The sequence below is a fragment of the Streptomyces sp. NRRL F-6492 genome (assembly GCF_001280125.1).
Classification (GTDB): domain Bacteria; phylum Actinomycetota; class Actinomycetes; order Streptomycetales; family Streptomycetaceae; genus Streptomyces.
In genome coordinates, this window is record NZ_LGEG01000218.1 from 25,706 (window position 1) to 42,727 (window position 17,022).

General features: G+C 72.9%; 12 protein-coding genes and 1 pseudogene. 7 read left to right on the forward strand and 6 right to left on the reverse strand.

Going from position 1 to position 17,022, the window contains the following annotated elements:
* Positions 1-138 precede the first annotated feature (138 nt).
* From ADL08_RS18775 to ADL08_RS18785, 3 genes and pseudogenes are all read right to left on the reverse strand, one after another.
* Positions 139-423: pseudogene (locus ADL08_RS18775) on the reverse strand (methyltransferase); the annotation flags it as partial.
* 130 nt (positions 424-553) lie between these two features.
* Positions 554-925 (reverse strand): hypothetical protein, encoded by a 372-nt coding sequence (locus ADL08_RS18780; RefSeq protein WP_053644412.1) that lies wholly within the window; start codon positions 923-925, stop codon positions 554-556.
* A gap of 2 nt (positions 926-927) precedes the next feature.
* On the reverse strand, positions 928-1,191 hold the full coding sequence (locus tag ADL08_RS18785) for a hypothetical protein (RefSeq protein WP_053644414.1): 264 nt from the start codon (positions 1,189-1,191) through the stop codon (positions 928-930).
* 349 nt (positions 1,192-1,540) lie between these two features.
* Between ADL08_RS18785 and ADL08_RS18790 the strand changes: the two genes are divergently transcribed.
* The gene (locus ADL08_RS18790) at positions 1,541-2,149 is read left to right on the forward strand and encodes an NUDIX hydrolase (RefSeq protein WP_078968268.1); all 609 of its coding nucleotides are present in this window, start codon (positions 1,541-1,543) and stop codon (positions 2,147-2,149) included.
* A gap of 84 nt (positions 2,150-2,233) precedes the next feature.
* Here ADL08_RS18790 and ADL08_RS18795 read toward each other — a convergent pair whose 3' ends face one another.
* Positions 2,234-2,821 (reverse strand): GNAT family N-acetyltransferase, encoded by a 588-nt coding sequence (locus ADL08_RS18795; protein WP_053644416.1) that lies wholly within the window; start codon positions 2,819-2,821, stop codon positions 2,234-2,236.
* 410 nt (positions 2,822-3,231) lie between these two features.
* Between ADL08_RS18795 and ADL08_RS18800 the strand changes: the two genes are divergently transcribed.
* From ADL08_RS18800 to ADL08_RS18820, 5 genes are all read left to right on the forward strand, one after another.
* Positions 3,232-4,665 carry a Gfo/Idh/MocA family protein gene (locus tag ADL08_RS18800; protein ID WP_053644417.1) on the forward strand — a complete coding sequence of 478 codons (1,434 nt, stop codon included), beginning with the start codon at positions 3,232-3,234 and terminating at the stop codon, positions 4,663-4,665.
* A gap of 39 nt (positions 4,666-4,704) precedes the next feature.
* Positions 4,705-5,733 carry an NEW3 domain-containing protein gene (locus tag ADL08_RS18805; RefSeq protein WP_053644419.1) on the forward strand — a complete coding sequence of 343 codons (1,029 nt, stop codon included), beginning with the start codon at positions 4,705-4,707 and terminating at the stop codon, positions 5,731-5,733.
* 134 nt (positions 5,734-5,867) lie between these two features.
* The gene (locus ADL08_RS18810; protein ID WP_053644421.1) at positions 5,868-6,983 is read left to right on the forward strand and encodes an AI-2E family transporter; all 1,116 of its coding nucleotides are present in this window, start codon (positions 5,868-5,870) and stop codon (positions 6,981-6,983) included.
* 168 nt (positions 6,984-7,151) lie between these two features.
* Positions 7,152-8,180, forward strand: coding sequence for a DUF5954 family protein (locus tag ADL08_RS18815; RefSeq protein WP_053644423.1), 1,029 nt, complete (start codon positions 7,152-7,154; stop codon positions 8,178-8,180).
* Between the two features lie 528 nt (positions 8,181-8,708).
* Positions 8,709-12,026 carry a S8 family peptidase gene (locus ADL08_RS18820; RefSeq protein WP_234352190.1) on the forward strand — a complete coding sequence of 1,106 codons (3,318 nt, stop codon included), beginning with the start codon at positions 8,709-8,711 and terminating at the stop codon, positions 12,024-12,026.
* Positions 12,027-12,125: 99 nt separating this feature from the next.
* Here the strand turns inward: ADL08_RS18820 and ADL08_RS18825 are convergent, their stop codons facing one another.
* A complete protein-coding gene (locus ADL08_RS18825; protein ID WP_053644485.1) occupies positions 12,126-12,527 on the reverse strand; it encodes a hypothetical protein in 402 nt (133 codons plus the stop codon).
* 42 nt (positions 12,528-12,569) lie between these two features.
* A complete protein-coding gene (locus ADL08_RS18830; RefSeq protein WP_234352187.1) occupies positions 12,570-13,103 on the reverse strand; it encodes an LppU/SCO3897 family protein in 534 nt (177 codons plus the stop codon).
* Between the two features lie 747 nt (positions 13,104-13,850).
* Between ADL08_RS18830 and ADL08_RS18835 the strand changes: the two genes are divergently transcribed.
* Entirely contained in the window at positions 13,851-16,946 is a 3,096-nt protein-coding gene (locus ADL08_RS18835) for a glycoside hydrolase family 3 N-terminal domain-containing protein (protein ID WP_053644427.1), read from the forward strand.
* Positions 16,947-17,022: the final 76 nt, after the last annotated feature.

Below are 17,022 nucleotides of genomic sequence, written 5' to 3' on the forward strand. Positions count from 1 at the left end.
CGGCGGTGGCTCTGTGGCCGACAGCATGCCCGGGATAGAAAGCGATTACTACCCCTGAGGGGTCGCCGCGGAGTGATCGAAGGGGGCCTGCGCGCACGCGGTCTGTCGCCGGTCGGCCGTGACCTTGGCCGCGGTCTCGGCCTCGGCCTCGATGAGGGAGAACGGCGCGGCCTCCGTGAGCGGGGTGACCGAAGTGAGGGAGAGGCCCGCACGGCGGCACACCTCCTCGAATTCCTTGCGGGTCCGCTCCCTGCCGCCCACGTTCACCAGTATGTCGAGATCGCCCAGACAGGTGGTCCCGCCGTCGAGGACGTCGTTGTCCGCGCCGGTGTCGACGACTTCGGGAAGCACGGGCTCCACGATCAGGACGAGGCCGCCGGGCGGCAGCACCTCGCGGCAGCGGCTCGGGATCGTGGCCGCCCGGCCCCTCCGCCGTGTCGAGACCACGCCGGTGAGGCCCGGATGCGCGGCGAGGATCCGCCGGGCGGGCTCGACGAGGTAGCGGCCTTCGTGTCTCGCTCTCGGGCTGACGCATGGCTTTTGACGACAGAACCTAGCGCCGCCAGGTGCGCAGGAGTTCGGCGATGCGGACGGTGGTGGTGCGGGGGTCGTAGAGCTCGTGGGCGAGGGCGGTGAGCTGGTCGCGGGTGGGGTCCGCGGGGATGCCGGCGGCGTTGAGGTACATGACGGCGACGGCACAGGCGACGGTGAGGTTGGAGCGCTCCAGCCAGTGGCAGCGGCCGAGGGTGTGGACGAGTGCGGCGGCGCGGGCGTAGGGGCCGTCGTAGACGGGCTGGTCGAAGAGCTCGGCCCGGTGGCGGGCGACGGCGGCGAGGGGGACGCCGAGGTCGTCGGGGGCCGGGTCGGCGCGACCGGCGCGTTCGGTGACTTCGAGGATCCAGGACAGGTCGACGTGCAGGGACATGCTCACGCAGCGGCGCCCCGGTCATGCCGGGTGGGGGCGTGCCGGGAGTCGAGATCGGCTTCGAGGTCGTCGAGGAAGCCGCCGTGGGCGTCGATCAGCTTCTGGGCGGCGGCCATGCCGGCCGCCCGGGCGCCGCTGGTGTCCTCGGCGATGAGGCGCTCGATGTACCGGTTGAAGTCCAGGCCCCGGGCGGCGGCCGCGTCCTTGCCGGCGGCGAGCACGTCGGGGGTCAGGCGGAGCTGGGTCTGCTTCCTGGTGCTGCTCATGCACAGCAAGGTAGCAGGGTGGTAGCAGACACGCGAGGGGCACCGTGCCCGCCCGGGTCCCGCCCCCGGACGGAACGCGGCTCCGCGTCGTGCGACCACCGCTCGCCGACACCCGCATTTCGGCCATCACCCTCCCGGGTCACCGGTCCGGCCCCGCACGGGTCGGTGCACCCGGCACGAACAGGCTTTCGTTCGTTCGCGGGATCCGTAGCGCGTCCGAAAGACATGCGTTCGAGAAGCCGGGTGTCTTCGTTGAGCCCGATGACATCCCGACTCCCCTGGAGGCCGACGACATGCTCGCCGACTCTCACCGGTCCGTACCGCTCGCCCGTCGTCCGGGAGGTGCCCGTTGAGCGGTGGCGGGCGGCACGCCGTGCCGGTGGACGTGCACCTGATCGCCGTCCGCGACGGGGCGAGGGGGCCGGAGGTACTGCTGTCGAGACGGGCCGGGACCGTCTACGCCGCGGGGCACTGGCACTTCCCCTCCGGTCACGTCGACGGGCCCGCCGAGGACGTCGTCACCGCGCTCGTCCGCGAGGCGCGGGAGGAGACGGGCCTGGTCGTCGATCCGGACGATGTGCGCGCCGCGGTCACCGTGCACCACCGTTCGCCGGACGGGCGCGCGCGGATCGGGTTCTTCTTCGAGGTCCGCCGCTGGTCCGGGACGCCGGACGTCATGGAGCCCGAGGTGTGCGACGGCATGGGATGGTTCCCGCCGGACGCCCTGCCGGAGCCGATGGTCGCCTACTGTCGCGCCGGGCTGGACGCGTACCGGACCGGTGCCGGGATCGCGCTGCACTTCCAGGAGCCGGGCGACCCGATCGGCCACGACCCGGCCGCGGACCGGCTCCGCGTCGTGCTCCCGCCGGGTTCCGCCGGATCGCGATCCGGGTTGGAGGAAAGGGGCTTCGCCGCGCGGGCGGCCGGCCGGGGCGGTGCAAGGGGAAGGCCCTCCTGACGGGCCGGCACGGGCCCCTGCCGGCACGGGCCGCCGCCGGGGCGGTCGCCCGCTCCCGGCGGCGGCTCGTGGCGCCGTGCGGGATCAGACGTCGCCCTGGACGAGAGCGTGCAGGTGCTCGTCGTGCCATCCGTCCGCGTGGAGCAGGGCGCTGCGCATGGTGCCTTCGAGGGAGTATCCGGCCTTGTCCGCCACGCGGCAGGACGCCGGGTTGGCCACCGAGTGGCAGAGGCGCAGGCGGTGCAGGCCGAGATCGTCCAGGGCCCACGCTCCGAGGCGCTTCGCGGCCTCGGCCGCCACTCCGGCGCCGCGCGCGGCGGGAAGGAGCCAGTAGACGATTTCGGCACTGCCGCCGGCGAGGTCGATGTCGCCCCATCCGGCCAGCCCCACCGCCTCCTCGCCCGGTCGCGCGAGGGCCCACATCACGCTCAGCTCGGCCCGCCGGCGCTCGTGCATGCGCTCGATCCTCCGACGCGCCTCCTCGGGCGTCTCCACCAGCAGCCGGTTCCACCGGCGAATTGCGGGGTCCCGGGCGGCGGCCATCAGGGCGTCGGCGTCGGAGAGCCGCCAGGGACGCAGCTCCAGGCCGTTCGGAAGGTCGAACACCGGTTGCTCCGCCCCGGCCATCCGACCTGCGGGAACGACTGCCGGTACGGGTGAGTCGGAGATCATCGCGGCATCCTGTCACAGCCTCCGGCCGTGGGCCTCTCGGTGCTTCGGAGAGTGCCTGCCCGACGCGCCGTCAGCAGCACCCCGGGTCCTGGCGCGGGGAGTCCTTGCCGGGGTCGCCGAGCTCGCGCGGCCGGGCTCCGGAACTCCCGCGCGGACCCCCGTGCGAAGAGTCCACGCGCGCGGAACCGGGCGCGGCGGCAGTGGACCGGGCCGGCCTCCGGCGCACCGGCATCGCGTGGAGCCGAGGGCCGCCGACGCGCTCACCGTGTGGCCGCATGCGCGAAACTCCCCGATCTCTGCTCGTTCCTGCTTACAACCCGCCCTCATTGAACACCTATTGACACGCACCTGACTGCCCCGTCAGAGTCGTCACGCGTCCGCTGCCGTATGCCTTGAGGAGCGATGAACCCATGTCAAAACTCCCCGCAGTCTCACGCCGCCTGCTCCTGGGAGGCGCTCTGGCCACCACCGGGGTGCTGGCGACCGGGGTGGGATCCGCCCCCGACGCGGCCGCGGCGGTGACGGCGGCAGCCGCGCCGCGCCGGAAGCCGGGCCAGAAGTCGATGGTCGAGGTGCCCTACGGCGTCCACCGGACGGTGCGCGTCGGCGTGATCGGACTGGGCAACCGCGGTTCCGGCATGACCACGGGCTGGTCCGTCGTCCCCGGCTGTACGGTCACCGCCGTCTGCGACGTGCGCGCCGACCGCGCCAAGCGGGTCGCCGACGGCCTGGCCGCCGCCGGCAGACCCCGCCCCGCCGAGTACGGCGGCTCGGCCGACTCGTACGTCCAGATGCTGCGGCGCGACGACATCGACCTCGTCTACATCGCCACGCCCTGGGAGTTCCACTACGCGCAGGGCAAGGCCGCGCTCCTCGCCGGCAAGCACGTCGTCGTCGAGCTGCCCATCGCCACGGAACTCGACGAGCTGTGGGACCTCGTCGACACCTCCGAGCGCACCCGCAGGCACCTCATGCTCTCGGAGAACTGCAGCTACGGACGCAACGAGCTGGCCATGCTCAAGATGGCGCACGAAGGCCTGTTCGGCGACGTCACCAACGGGCACGGCGGCTACCTGCACGACCTGCGCGAGCTGCTGTTCTCCGACACGTACTACACCGACGCGTGGCGCCGACTGTGGCACACCCGGAGCACCGCCTCCTTCTACGCCATGCACGGTCTCGCGCCGATCGCCGCGGCCATGGACATCAACCGGGGCGACCGCATGACCACGCTGCGCGCCACGGCGACCGAGCCGAAGGGCCTGGCCGACTACCGGGCGCGGTTCGTGCCCAGGAACCACCCCTCGTGGAACGAGACGTACGTCAACGGCGATCTGGTCACCTGTCTGATCGAGACGGCCAAGGGCCGGGTCATCCGCGCCGAGCACGAGGTGAGCTCCCCGCGGCCCTACAGCCGGATCAACTCCCTCGCCGGCAGCAGGGGGATCTTCGAGGACTACGCGGGCGTGCTGTCGGCCGGGGGCGGCCGCGTCTACGTCGAGCCGGACCACAGCGGACACTCCTGGCGGTCCTTCGACTCCTACCGCAAGGAGTTCGACCACTGGCTGTGGAAGAAGATCGGTGACGACGCGGAGAACAACGGCGGTCACGGCGGCATGGACTACGTCCTGCAGTGGCGGACGGTCCAGCTCATGCGGGCGGGCCTCGTGCCCGACATCGACGTCTACGACTCAGCGGCCTGGTGCGCCCCCGTCCCCCTGAGTGTCATGTCCCTGGCGGCGAAGGGGCGCCCCGTGCAGATCCCCGACTTCACCCGGGGCGCCTGGGTCAACCTCCGCACGGGCCTCGACTCGCGTGCCACCGAGATGCCTCCCGTCGTCTGACACCGCCTCCGCCCCGCCCCCGCCGTGAAGGAGCAGTACGTGAGACCAGCAGGACTGATCGGATCGCTCGGGACCCTCGTCGTGGCGGGCGCGCTCGCGCTCCTCCCGGCCACGACCGCGACCGCGGCCCCGGCCCCGGCGGCGACCGCGACCGCGACCACAGCCACAGCCACAGCCACAGCCACAGCCACAGCGGTGACGGTCTCCCCCGTCGACCTGGACGGCCCGGCCGTCTCGACGGTGAAGGTGACCGTCACGAACGCGGGACCGGAGCGGATGCGCTCGCTGAAGGTGTCCTTCGGGGGGCCGACCGGCTGGGCCGTACAGCCCTCGGTCCTCCAGGTGGACGGCTCCCTCGCCAAGGGTGCCTCCGCCGAGGCCACCTTCCGGATCCAGGTGCCGGAGCGGCGTCCCGGCTTCACCGTCCGCACGTTCACCGCGACCGCGACCTACCGGGGCGGTGACGGGGCCGGGTCCGCCACCGGGACCAGGACGCAGCGCAGCGGTACTCCCCTGGCGAACCTGGCCGCCGCGTACAACAACGTGGGGGTGACCGACGAGCGCGACACGAGGCCCGGGAACTACGACGGCGGGGGCAACAGCTTCTCCGCGCAGAAGCTCGCCGACGCCGGGCTGCGCCCCGGCGGGTCCGTCAACGCCCTGGGCGCCGAACTGCGCTGGCCGAACGTGCCGAGCGGCACCGCGGACAACGTCTCCGCCGCGGGTCAGGCGATCGCCCTGAGCGGCAGGGGCAGCAGGCTCGTCCTCCTCGGCTCCGGCGTCACGAGCGGGGCGTCGGGCACCGCGACCGTGTACTACACGGACGGGACGAGCGGTACCGGCTCGTTCGGGTTCCCGAACTGGTCGTTCGATCCGGCGAACGCCCACGGGGCGACCCTGGTGGCGTCGAGCGACGGGCGCAACCGGCCCGACGGGTACGGGAACGCCGGCATCGCGTACCGCGTGTTCGCCCACTCGATCCCCCTCGACCCCGCCAAGCAGGTGGAGTTCGTGGTGCTGCCGGGCAACGGCAACATCCACCTCTTCGACCTGGCCGTCGCCTCCTGAGCCGTCGGCCCCTCCCCCGGGCCGGCGACCGCCCCGGACGTCTTCCGCGACGTCCGGGGCGGCCCGTCCGCCGGGAAGAGCGGGGGCGGTGACGGTGGTGAGGAGCGGGACGGCCGTTCATTAGGGTGATCCCCATGCCTGCCATGCTGAGTTCAACGAAGACCGCCGCCGCGCTGCGCACGGCGGCACGCGTGTCCGCCGAGTCGCTGCTGGTCCTGCTGATGGCGGCGGTGGCGCTGTGGATCCTGGGCCGTATGTGGTCGGTCGTCTGGCCGCTCATAGTGGCCCTGTTCCTCACCACCATGACCTGGCCCTTCGCCCGTTTCCTGCGGAGACGCGGGTGGCCCCCCGCCCTGGCCGCGGCCGTGGTCACCGTCCTCTTCCTCGCGGCCGTCGCGGGCATCGTCGCGCTGATCGCGGTGCCGGTCGCGTCCCAGTCCGGGGAGCTGGCCGACGGCGTGGTCGAGGGCATCCAGAAACTGCGCGAATGGGCCGCCGGGCCGCCGCTGAACATCGGGGACGACCAGATCTCCAGCGCCTTCGACGCCGCGGTCGAGCGGGTCCAGGACAGCGTCGGCAGCATGGTCACCACCGTCGTCACGGGGGTGAGCACCGTGTTCAACGGTCTCGTCACGGCCGTCCTGGCGCTCTTCCTGATGTTCTTCTTCCTCAAGGACGGCCCGCGCTTCCTGCCGTGGCTCACCCGCCAGCTCCCCGGCCGCCTCGCCACCGACGTCCCCGTCGTGGCCGCGCGCGGCTGGGAGACCCTGGGCTCGTTCGTGCGCTCGCAGGCGTTCGTCGGCCTGCTCGACGCCGTGTTCATCGGCCTGGGCCTGTGGTTCCTCGACGTGCCCCTGGTGCTCCCCCTGGCCGTGCTGACCTTCGTCTCCGCGTTCGTGCCGATCGTGGGAGCCCTGTTCGCGGGTCTGGTCGCGGTCCTCATCGCGCTGGTGTCGAACGGCCTGACGGACGCGCTGCTCGTCCTCGCGATCATCGTCGTGGTGCAGCAGTTGGAGGGCAACGTGTTCCAGCCCATGATCCAGAGCCGCGGCCTCGGCCTGCACGCGGCGGTCGTCCTGCTCGCGGTGACGCTGGGCGGCAGCCTCGCCGGCATCGTGGGCAGCCTCCTCGCGGTGCCCGCGGCCGCGCTGGTCTCGGTGGTCTGGAACTACCTCCGCGAGCAGCTCGCCGCTCCCCCGGCGGAACCGGACGCCGACGAGCCGCACCCCGCCGCAGCCGTACCGTCGTAGGACCCCGCCGCCGTACCGTCGTAGGACCCTCCGCCCCCTCCCGGACCTCCGCGCCGCACGAGGGGGCGGCGCCGTCGGTGGCTCGAAACACTTCCGTTTGTCACCCGTAAGTTGAGGTGATGGGCCGATCACCGGACCGGCCGCCGGGTCGGGCACCACAATGCGCGCATGGACGAACACTGGAAGCGACGACTCGACAGGATGCGTGCGGGGCTGGTGCGGGAGGGCGATCCCGTCGCCTGGGTGACCGAGGTCGACGCCGCGCAGGCCGTCACGCGGTATCCGGGGCTCGCCGTGCGCGGTTCGCTCTTCGGGGTGGCGGCGCGCGAGGCGGAGCCGGGTGCCCCGTGGCGGGTGGTGATGCCGGTGCAGACCGGGATGCCGCAGGAGGCCCGGGACGGTCTGCAGTCGAAGTTCTTCTTCTGGGCCAAGGACGACACCGACGATCCGAAGGTGCGGCGCGAACTCCTCGCGGCCGTGCGCGTTCTCGAACGGGAGCCGGTCGACGAAGTGGTCGTACTGGGCACCACGTACCGGATCGTGCGCGGCGACGAGGTCGCGCGCACGGGCGACGACGGCCTGGAACCGCCGCGCCCCACCGATCCGGAGCCGGTCTTCCGGGTCTGGGAGCGGCAGCGCGGCGCCCGCCGCTGCCTGGACACCGACGCCGTGCTCGATCCGGAGGAGGCGCGCGGGCTCATGGCCGAAGCCCTGCGGCTCGGGCTGCGGGAGTTCCACTACGCCGGGAAGCGCTATCCCGCCGCCGTCCGGGCCGATTCCCGGAAGGCGGTCACCACCCATCCGGACATCGCCATGCTGCCCGTCGGCTTCGGCGCCGTGGAGCGCGCCGGTGACGTCTGGCAGCCGCTCGGTTCCCTGTCGCCGACCCCGCACGAGGCACGGCGGGACCTGTACGGCGACCTCACCGACCTGTGGGCCCGGTTGTACCGGTGGGACGACGAGCAGCGGGAGCGGTACCGGCGGGCCGGTGAGCTGTTCCGGGCCGCCGAGCGCGCCGACCGGGTGCAGGTGGACGGCCGGGAGTTCCGGATCTGCCGCGTCGAGCGGCTGGTGCGGTTCGGTCCCGACGGCCCCGAGGGGCCGCGTCCCTCGGACATCGACGAGTACGGGCCGACGAAGATGCACCCGCGCATGGACGAGGACGGCACCCTGCACTACGAGGAGAAGGACGAGTAGGCGGACGGGGCCCGTACGGCCGTGGTCGCACCACCGTCCGCCAGGGACGTACCGCGTGAAGCCGCGGCCGCGCGCATGCGGCCGTACGGGCCCGTCGTGTTCCCGCACCCGGCCGGAGAGCCGTTCCGGCCGGGTGCGGATACGGCCAATCGGAGGGGCGCCCTCCGTCCGCGGGGGCGCTCCTCCTCGAAAAGCCCGTGGGACCTGCCCCGGAGCACGGTCCGGAGGGGCCGGCGGGCGTCGGTGTCGCACAAGCATCGCCCGGCCGTCACGGAGCCGTCACACCGCCGTCGTCGCCCCATCGCACTCGCCGATCCCGGCATGGCCTGAAACCATGCGGCTCGACTCCCCTCCCCCGTACCGGCGTTGATCACGCCTCCACCAGCTCACATACTGCGCGGACCAGCGGCGGGCGATCTTGTGACCCCGGCTGGAAACGACCGATCCACTCCGTCCCGAGCTCCTGGGGGAGACTTGCGCGCACATGTGAAGAGAGCAGGCGCCTTCACCGTCGCAGCGGCCGCATCGATGGTCCTGACGGCAGGCACGACCGGCCCCGCGACGGCGATCGCCGCGCACGCGACGGCCGCACCGGACATCAACCGCGTCGGCGGCGACCAGCGGATCCCGCTCGTCACGGGCGACCGCGTGGTGGTGGACGCCGACGGCCGGATGGTGGGCTTCGAGTCCGCCGAGGGCCGCGAGCACATACCCGTACAGATACGCCGCACCGGGAACCGCACGCTGGTGGTGCCCGCCGACGCGCAGCGCCTGATCGACACGGGCAGGCTGGACCGGCGGCTCTTCGACCTCGGCGTGCTCACCGACCCGCGGCTGCGCGAGAGCCACCGCGACGGGCTCAAACTGATCGTGCGGTACGAGGGGGGCGCCGGCGCCGCGCGGGCCGAGGTGCGCGCGGCCGGTGACACCCGGCTGCGGCGCACGTTCCCGACCATCGGCGCCGACGCCGTCCGCGCCTCCCGGGACGACCTGGCCGAGATGTGGGAGGCGCTGACCGACCGGCGGAAGAACGGCGTGCGCGCCACCGCGTCCGGCATCGGCAAGGTGTGGCTGGACGGGGTGCGCGGCGCGAGCCTGGACCGCGGCGTCCGGCAGATCGGCGCCGACCGGGCGTGGGAGTCCGGGTACGACGGCACGGGCGTCAGGATCGCCGTCCTCGACACCGGCGTCGACAAGACCCACGACGACCTGAGGACGCGGGTCGTGGGCGAGAAGAACTTCTCCGCCTCCCCCGACGCCGTGGACCGCGTCGGGCACGGCACGCACGTCGCGTCGATCGCCGCCGGTACCGGCGCCAAGTCGGGCGGCCGGTTCAAGGGCGTCGCCCCCGGCGCCGAGGTGATCAGCGGGAAGGTCCTCGACGACGAGGGCTACGGGGACGACTCCGCGATCATCGCGGGCATGGAGTGGGCCGCCGCCGAGGGCGCGGACGTGGTCAACCTCAGCCTCGGCGGCCCCGACAGCCCCGGCGTCGACCCGCTGGAGGAGACGGTCGACCGGCTGTCCGCCGAGAAGGGCATCCTGTTCGCCGTCGCGGCGGGCAACGAGGGCGAGAGCGGCGGGTCGACGGTGGGCTCGCCGGGCAGCGCGGACGCCGCGCTGACCGTCGGCGCGGTCGACGGGGACGACCGGCTGGCGCCCTTCTCCAGCACCGGCCCGCGCGTCGGCGACGGCGCCGTCAAGCCGGACGTGACCGCTCCCGGCGTCGCCGTCACGGCGGCCGCCGCCCCCGGCAGCGTCCTGGACACCCGCCCCGGCACCCCGCACCCCGCTCCGGGGTACCTGGAGCTCGACGGCACCTCCATGGCGACCCCGCACGTCGCGGGCGCGGCCGCGATCCTGAAGCAGCGGCACCCCGGCTGGAAGTCCGCCGAGCTCAAGGGCGCGCTGACCGCCTCCGCCGAGGGCGGCGACCTCACCGCCTTCCAGCAGGGTGCGGGCCGCATCCGGGTCGACAGGGCGCTGGACCAGAGCGTGATCGCCGAACCGGTCTCGCTGAACTTCGGCACGGCGCGGTGGCCCCACGCCGACGACCGGCCCCTCACCAGGAAGGTCGTCTACCGCAACCTCGGGACCGAGGACGTCACCCTCGACCTGTCGGTGTCCGGCCTGGACCCGGCGGGCGGGCCGGCCCCGGCCGGGTTCTTCGCGCTCGGCTCCCCGAAGGTGACCGTGCCCGCCGGCGGCACGACCGGGGTCGACCTCGTCGCCGACACCAGGATCGGCGAGGCGGACGGCGCCTACTCGGCCCACGTCACCGCCACCGGCGCGGGCGGGTCCGTCCGTACGGCCGCGGTGGCCGTACGGGAGGCGGAGTCGTACGACCTCACGTTCAGGGTCGTCGGGCGCGACGGCGCCGACGCCCGGAACTTCTCCAGCACCCTGCTCGGCGTCGCCGGGCCCGCCGCGGGCTTCCAGTCCTTCGTCAACGACGAGCCGGGCGCCCACACGATCCGGGTGCCCAAGGGCTCGTACACGTTCAACACGGCCGTCTACCAGGACCCCTCGGACTTCACCAAGGGCACCGACTGGATCGCCCGGCCGAAGCTGGACGTCACCGGCGACACCGCGGTCGTCGCCGACGCGCGCACCACGAAGCCGGTGACCCTCACCGTGCCGGGCATCGACGGGGCGGACTACGCGGGCACGTACTACGAGCGCGCCACCGGCATCGGTCGCGTCGGCAGCGGCTGGGTCCTCAGGGGCTTCGCCGGCTTCCGCACCGCCCACGCGGGTCCGGCCGTCACCGACGGCTCCCTCCTGCAGACCTGGGACGCCCACTTCGTCGAGAACGCCACCAGCCAGTACGCGGTGGCCTTCGGCGGCAGGACGAGCAGGATCGCGACCGGCTACACCAAGCACGTGAAGGCGAACGAACTGGCCACGCTCACGGTCGGCCTCGGCGCCTCCGCCCCCGGGAAGTCCGCCCTCGCCTCCCCGTACGCCCACCTTCCCGGCGCGCCGGAGGGCAACGGGTTCTCCGCGCCGCAGGCGGCGCCTGGCACGCGCACCCTCCACGTCTCCACCGCCGACGGGGCCACGTGGCTCACCAGGTTCAACCAGCTGGGCGAGCCCGACGAGTGGGGCCACCCGGCCTTCGAGGGCGCCTACGAGATGGTCCGGCCGAAGCGTTACGAGGCCGGCGGGACGTACCGGGAGACGTTCAACACGGGTGTCCTCGGCCCGCTCCTGGGCAAGGACACGGGCGTCTTCCGCACCGCTCCCGACCCGGTCACGGGCGAGCAGCTGCTCGTCGGAGCCCTGCCGCTGCTCGCCGACGGCGAGGGCCACGCGGGGAGCACGAGGTACACCTCGGCCACGTCGGCGCTGTACCGCGACGGCGTCAAGGTCGCCGAGAACGACGACCCGCTGAGCGGCTCGCAGCCCTTCACGGTCGGCGCCGCCGACGCCGAGTACCGGCTGACGGCCTCCGTGGAGCGCCCGGCGGACGTCGCCGCGGCCTCCACCCGGATCGACGTCGGCTTCACGTTCCGCTCGAAGCAGGTCGCGGCCACCACCGCCCTGCCGGTGTCCACGGTCCGCTTCGCACCGCCCGTCGACCTCGCCTCGCGCGCTCCCGCGGGCGCTCCGGTCCCGGTCCCGGTGACCGTGCAGGGTTCGGCGGCCGGCAAGAACCTCAAGTCGCTCTCCGTGTCGGTGAGTTACGACGACGGGAAGACCTGGAGGTCGGTGGAGGTCCGGAACGGCCGGATCTCCGTGAAGAGCCCGGCGAAGGGCGGCGGCGTCTCCCTCGCCGCCGAGGTCACGGACAGGCAGGGCAACGCGTCGACTCTGACGATCCGCAACGCGTGGTACGGCAGGTGACACCGGCCGCGTGAGCGCTCCGCCGCGGCCCGGTGCCACCGCCCGAGGTGGTGGCACCGGGCCGCGGACGGTCCGGACGGCCGTGCCCGGGACGGCGGTTCAGCCGCCGTCCCGTTCCTCGTCCGCCGCCACCACGACCTGGTCCTCGTCCTCGTAGATGATCCTGCCGGGGTGCGAGGTCTCCAGGCGGCGGCACTCGACGCCGTGGGCCGCGAGGAGTTCCAGATAGCCGTCCACGCGCTCGACGAGGTCACGGGCGGACGCTTTGAACCAGGCCACGGCGCCCGGATGCACCCGGGGGTCGTACACGGCGGGATCCACGTGGGACGGGTTGGTGTAGCGGGCGTCGTACCAGTCGTTGCCCGCCCTCCAGAACCGGTATTGCTCCTCGGTCAGCCTGCCTTGCGCCGCCAGCTCGTTGGCGAGCACGAAGACGCCCGGGAAGTGCCCTCGCGGGTGCCTCACCACTCCCTGGAACCGGATGAACGAAGCCTGCTCCACGCACTCCCCCTTCACGTCGTTCACGCCGTTCGCGCCGGTCCGTCAGAGGGGCGTGACGCAGGATCCCGGCCTTCCGGGTGCGCCGATCGTGTACTCGGCGTGCAGCAGGTGGTCGCCGGGCCCGCAGGACGCCTCGTCCAGCACCCGGTACTCCGCCAGCGGGGAGCCGCAGTCCATCTTCCGCAACTGCTGCTCGGGCCAGTCGGCTTCGTTGCGCACGCAGTCGCCCGCCGACAGCGCGACGGACCCGCCGCCACCGCCCGAGAGCAGGCCCACGACCAGCAGGGCCGGGATCGCCAGGGCGACGAGGGCGACCGGGGTGAGGATCAGCATCGCGGGGGCCCGGCGCAGGACCCGCCTGCCGGGGTGGAGCCGCGGCCGTACGGCGCCGTACGGCTCGGGCAGCCGGCGCAGGGCGGCCCGGGCGCCGAAGGCGTTCGACAGGACCACGAAGGGCGTGACGAAGAAGGAGAAGAGGCCCCACCAGCCGGTCAGCAGGGTGTCGGAGGTCATCTGCCGGTAGACGGCGAGTCCGCACGTGCGGCAGAGGACTCCGCGCCGCGTGACCGTGCGCATGATGACGACCATGCCCTGGTGGGCGCGGACGGTCACGGCGGTCGCGGGCAGCGCCCCGCAGACCTCGCAGTGGGCCGCCGACGGGTGCGGGGGCGGATGCGCCGATGGATACGGAGGCGGATACGCGGACGGGTGCGGGGGCGGATACGGGGACGGGTGCGGATACTGCTGCGGATGTGGTGGCGGGTGCGGTTGCGCGTGTGGATGCGGAAACGTCATGGCGCCGGTTCCCCCTTCGTCGTCGAACCAGCACCCTAACCGGAGCCTCGCCATGCTCATGTCGGTGCTCCTCTCCACGAGGACCCGCGGACCGGAGGCGGACCGGGGGCGTGGATCGCCTGTCGGAGGGGACGGCTCGTCAAGGCCCTTCGTGCGTTCAGGCTTTGAACACACGAAGAACTCCACGAGCGCCTCAGCCCGGAGCGACGCGGGTTTCAGTCGTTGTCGGTGTTGACTCTTGACGACGTGACGGGCTGGCGGTTGACTCGCCGCACCACTCTGAGAGCGCTCTGAGAGCGCTCCCAGAAGGGTTCTGACAGCGATGTCGTCCCTCGACGCGGAGGCCCCCGTGTGTGCCACGATCGCCGACTCCGCGCGTGAGGAGGGACGGCGACACCGCCGTTCTCCGGGCCCCGGGCGCCGGGTCCGAGGGGGTTTCCACCGTCGCGGACCGTGTTCGTGAAGTGATCGAAGGATTCCGCCCGGTCCGCCGCCCGCACCACCGCATCCCGTACTGAAGGAGCCGCAATGCCACGCACCAGACACCAGAGCCGCTTCGGGAACCGTGTCCGGGGCAGAACCGCGACGGCGGTGCTCGCCGCCGGCGCCGTGCTCGGCGGTCTGCTCGCCGGGGCGCTGCCGAGCGCGGCCGCCGACGAGCCCGTGCCGGTGGCCGTCGACCGGTTCGAGGGGGAGGTGCCCTTCGGCAACCCGCCCGCGGAGGGCATCTTCACCTGGGGCAGCGACGCCGACGACCACCCCGCGCTGCGGCTCTCCGAGCGCGCCGACGCGCCCGAGGGCTCCAAGGTCCTGGAGGGCACGTTCGACATCAGCGGCTGGGGCGGGTTCACCCACGACTTCGCCTTCGACGAGCCGGCCCACGACTGGACCGCGTTCAAGGGCGTCCGCTTCTGGTGGTATGGCCAGAACACCGCTCCCCTGCCGCCCGGTTCGGGCAAGCGGATCAACTTCGAGCTCAAGGACGGCGGCGCCAACGGCGAGGCGTCCGAGCTGTGGACCACGTCCTTCACCGACGACTGGGAGGGCTGGCACCTCGTCGAGATCCCGTTCTCCGAGTTCCAGTACCGGGCCGACTACCAGCCCGTCGGCGGCATCGACCAGATCCTCGGGCTCAACGAGATGTGGGGCTACGCCCTGACCCTGCCGCCCGGCTCCCCCGGCACGTTCGCCCTCGACGGGGTGGAGCTGTACGGCAGGGCCGAGCCCGCGCTGAACACCAAGGTGATCACCGACGCCGCCGTGTACCCGGTGGCCGAGGGCGGCAGCGCGCGGGTGAAGGTGACGGTGGCCACCACCGGCTCGGGCCCCGTCGGCGAGCCCGTCACCGTCGCGTACGCGACCGGGAAGGGGACCGCCGAAGCAGGCAGGGACTACGCGCCGGTCAGCGGCACCCTGACCTTCCCCGCGGGCACCCCGTCCGGCACCTCCCACACCGTCACCGTGGCGACGAGGAAGGACGGTTCGGCCGAGGAGGCCGAGACGATCCCGCTCGCGCTGGAGGTCACCGGCGCCAAGGCGCCCACCGAGGTGCCGCAGGTCGTCGTGGACGCGCACGGCCTTCCGTACCTCGACAAGCGGCTGCCGGTGAAGAAGCGGGTCGCGGACCTGCTCGGGCGGATGACGCTGGAGGAGAAGGCCGGCCAGATGACGCAGGCCGAGCGCAACGCGCTGCGGTCGCAGGGCGACATCGCCTCCTACCGGCTGGGCTCGCTGCTCTCCGGCGGCGGCTCGGTGCCGACGCCCAACACGCCCGAGTCGTGGGCGAAGATGGTCGACGCCTACCAGCTCCGGGCGCAGGCCACCCGCTTCCAGATCCCGCTGATATACGGCGTGGACGCGGTGCACGGGCACAACAACGTCATCGGCGCGACGATCATGCCGCACAACATCGGCATCGGCGCCGGACGCGACCCGAAGGTCGCCGAGCGGACCGGGGCGGTCACCGCCAAGGAGGTCCGGGCCACCGGCGTCCCGTGGGACTTCGCACCCTGCGTGTGCGTCACCCGGGACGAGCGCTGGGGCCGTTCGTACGAGGCGTTCGGCGAGGACCCGGCCCTGGTGAAGGCCATGGAGACGGTCATCAACGGCATGCAGGGCGCGAGCAGCGGCGCGGACCTGCACCGCAACGACAAGGTGCTCACCAGCGCCAAGCACTTCGTCGGCGACGGCGGTACGGAGTTCGGGTCGTCGACGACGGGTTCGTACACGATCGACCAGGGCGTCACCAAGGTGACCCGGCAGGAGCTGGAGGCGGTGCACCTGGCGCCGTTCGCCGAGGCGGTGAAGCGCGGGGCGGGCACGGTCATGCCCTCGTACTCCTCGCTCGACGTCATCGGTGACGACGAGGGCCCGGTGAAGATGCACGCCAACGCCGAGATGATCAACGGCGTCCTCAAGGACCGCATGGGCTTCGAGGGCTTCGTGATCAGCGACTGGCAGGCGATCGACCAGATCCCCGGCGACTACGCGAGCGACGTGCGGACCTCGGTCAACGCCGGCCTCGACATGATCATGGTGCCAACCAACTACCAGGACTTCACCCGGATCCTGGCGGAGGAGGTCACCGCCGGGCGGGTCTCCCGGGCGCGCGTGGACGACGCGGTCGCGCGGATCCTGACCCAGAAGTTCCGGCTCGGCCTGTTCGAGAAGCCGTACGCCGACACCACCCACCTCGGCTCGGTCGGTTCGGCCGCGCACCGCGCCGTGGCGCGGGAGGCGGTCGCCGCGTCGCAGGTGCTGCTGAAGAACGACGGCGGCGTGCTGCCGCTGAAGAGGACGCAGAAGGTGTACGTCGCCGGCTCCAACGCCGACGACCTGGGCAACCAGGCCGGCGGCTGGACCATCAGCTGGCAGGGCTCGTCCGGCCGGAACACGACCGGCACCACGATCCTCGAAGGCATGCGCAAGGCGGCCCCGGGCACGACGATCGACTACTCGAAGGACGCCTCGGCCGCGACCGGGGGGTACGACGTCGGGGTCGTGGTGGTCGGCGAGACGCCGTACGCCGAGGGCATCGGCGACGTGGGCAACGGCCACGACCTGGAGCTGACGGCGGCGGACGAGGCCGCGGTGGACAAGGTGTGCGCGGCGATGCCGTGCGCGGTCCTGGTCGTCTCCGGGCGGCCGCAGCTGATCGGGGACCGGCTCGGGGCGATCGACGCCCTGGTGGCGTCCTGGCTGCCCGGCACCGAGGGCGACGGCGTGGCGGACGTGCTGTACGGGACGCGGCCGTTCACCGGTCAGCTCCCGGCCACCTGGCCGAAGTCGGAGGCGCAGCTGCCGATCAACGTCGGTGATGCCTCGTACGACCCGCAGTTCCCGTTCGGCTGGGGGCTGACGACCCGGCCGGTGCCGCAGGCCGGGGGCGAGCTGACGCTCAAGGCGATCGGGATCGCGGCCAAGGTGCTCCAGGCGGCCGGGCGCGGGACGTCGCCGGAGGGCCGGGAGCTGCTGTCCCGGGCGCGGGACGTCGTCCAGAAGAAGATCGGCCAGGACGTCACCCCGGCGACGGCCAAGCCGTTCGCGGAGGCGGACCGGCTGCTGATCTCGGGCGATCTGACGGGCGCGGTCGCGCGGTTGACGACGGCGTACCGGGCCGCCTGACCCGGTGTGCGCGAGGGGGCCTTCCCGTGCGCGGGAGGGCCCCCTTCGCCGTCCGCGCCGTCCTGCGGACGCCGTG

Excerpts from the sequence above, each read along its gene's own strand:
- ADL08_RS18815 (WP_053644423.1), top strand. The coding sequence starts at position 7,152 with ATGGACGAACACTGGAAGCGACGACTCGACAGGATGCGTGCGGGGCTG.
- ADL08_RS18820 (WP_234352190.1), top strand. The coding sequence starts at position 8,709 with ATGGTCCTGACGGCAGGCACGACCGGCCCCGCGACGGCGATCGCCGCG.
- ADL08_RS18830 (WP_234352187.1), bottom strand. The coding sequence starts at position 13,103 with ATGCGCACGGTCACGCGGCGCGGAGTCCTCTGCCGCACGTGCGGACTC.
- ADL08_RS18810 (WP_053644421.1), top strand. The coding sequence starts at position 5,868 with ATGCCTGCCATGCTGAGTTCAACGAAGACCGCCGCCGCGCTGCGCACG.
- ADL08_RS18835 (WP_053644427.1), top strand. The coding sequence starts at position 13,851 with ATGCCACGCACCAGACACCAGAGCCGCTTCGGGAACCGTGTCCGGGGC.
- ADL08_RS18800 (WP_053644417.1), top strand. The coding sequence starts at position 3,232 with ATGTCAAAACTCCCCGCAGTCTCACGCCGCCTGCTCCTGGGAGGCGCT.
- ADL08_RS18780 (WP_053644412.1), bottom strand. The coding sequence starts at position 925 with ATGTCCCTGCACGTCGACCTGTCCTGGATCCTCGAAGTCACCGAACGC.
- ADL08_RS18785 (WP_053644414.1), bottom strand. The coding sequence starts at position 1,191 with ATGAGCAGCACCAGGAAGCAGACCCAGCTCCGCCTGACCCCCGACGTG.
- ADL08_RS18795 (WP_053644416.1), bottom strand. The coding sequence starts at position 2,821 with ATGATCTCCGACTCACCCGTACCGGCAGTCGTTCCCGCAGGTCGGATG.